The 856-nt window shown below is 50.6% G+C and carries 1 protein-coding gene; it reads right to left on the bottom strand.

What is annotated here, in order from left to right:
* Positions 1-46: 46 nt before the first annotated feature.
* On the bottom strand, positions 47-856 hold an 810-nt coding region (gene mraY, locus ACTHS3_RS15900), incomplete at its 5' end, for a phospho-N-acetylmuramoyl-pentapeptide-transferase (protein WP_440368491.1).

The following is an 856-nucleotide window of genomic DNA, read 5'->3' as shown; positions in this document are numbered from 1 at the left end:
ACCTTACATAATGGCCGTCTGAAAGTTTCAGACGGCCTTTGGAGATTTAGCGAATTTTGAGGGTACTCAAACCAATCAGCACCAAGACGATGGTGATAATCCAGAAACGGACGACGACTTGGGTTTCTTTCCAGCCTTTTTGTTCGTAATGGTGATGAATCGGCGCCATCAGGAAGATGCGTTTTTTGGTGCGTTTGTACCACCCGACCTGCAACATAACGGAAATAGCTTCAACAACAAACAGGCCGCCCATGATGACGAGGACAAATTCTTGGCGGATGATGACGGCAACGGTACCGAGTGCCGCACCGAGCGCGAGCGCACCGACGTCGCCCATAAAGACTTGTGCCGGATAAGCGTTAAACCACAAAAAGCCGAGACATGCGCCACACATGGCGGTACAGAAAATCACCACTTCGTTTGCGCCGGTAACGTAAGGCAATTGCAGGTATTGGGCAAATTGGGAGTGGCCGCTGGCATAAGCAAAGATGGCAAGACCGGCTGCAACAAGTACAACTGGGAATGCAGCCAAGCCGTCCAAACCGTCGGTCAGGTTAACGGCATTGGATGTGCCGACGATGGTCAGGTAGGACAATACCAAGAAGCCGACTACGCCAAGCGGTAAGGCAACTTGTTTGAAGAAGGGAACAATCAGGATATTGTTAGCGGAATTTGTCGCTAGGTAGAACAACGCCAAACCGGCGATGATGGCAACGCTGGACTGCCACACCATTTTAAATTTGGCAGACACGCCGTTAGGGTCTTTATAAACCACTTTGCGCCAGTCGTCGTAAAAACCGAGTGCGCCGGTAGCAAGCAAGACGCCTAAGAGAATCCAGATATAAGGATTTGCCCA

It is taken from the genome of Neisseria sp. P0009.S007, assembly GCF_051962515.1.
This window is presented reverse-complemented; position numbering and strand designations above follow the sequence as displayed.